The organism is Vibrio sp. 970 (assembly GCF_033339075.1).
Window position 1 is genome coordinate 1 of the sequence record NZ_JAWOTW010000622.1, and the last position, 571, is coordinate 571.

The following is a 571-nucleotide window of genomic DNA, read 5'->3' on the forward strand; positions in this document are numbered from 1 at the left end:
ATTATATCTCGTCAAAATTGCCAGTGGAGAGAGACTCCATCACTCAGGATCACGTATCAAAAACTTACTGGCAGCTAAATGAGCTTAAAAGTGCTCCAGGTGATGCGAGTAACGGCAGTCAAAACTACAACCTAAGCCAAATTACGCAATCTGTGGTCGATGTGTGGCGAGACGATTTCGCCAAAGCGGGGATCTCTGTGGAGTTAGAGGATGAGAACAAGTCTAGCCGTATTGCTCTAGAGAGTTTTAATCTGGACGTTATCTTCAACAGTATCTTTGCCAACATCATCAAGCGCTCTTTCCGAGGTCAAGCCGTTAAAGTGATGTTAGAAGAGGGGCGGGACATTGTCTCACTCAGCTTTTTGGATTACGGAACACAATTGCCAAATAAACTTTCTCTAAGTCGTCCTGCTAATAACAATGTGGACTTGAGTATCGACAATCTTTCGCAACTGGTTACGGTGAGTGGAGGGCACTTAGCGGTGTTCACTTCTGATGCGCAAAATAAAATTGAGATTACTTGGCCGATGGCAAAAGAGTTGAGCCATGTCGAGGAAGTTTTACCAGAATT

General features: G+C 44.1%; 1 pseudogene. It reads left to right on the forward strand.

What is annotated here, in order from left to right:
- Positions 1-571, forward strand: a pseudogene (locus R7Q11_RS28235) (AraC family transcriptional regulator); the annotation flags it as partial.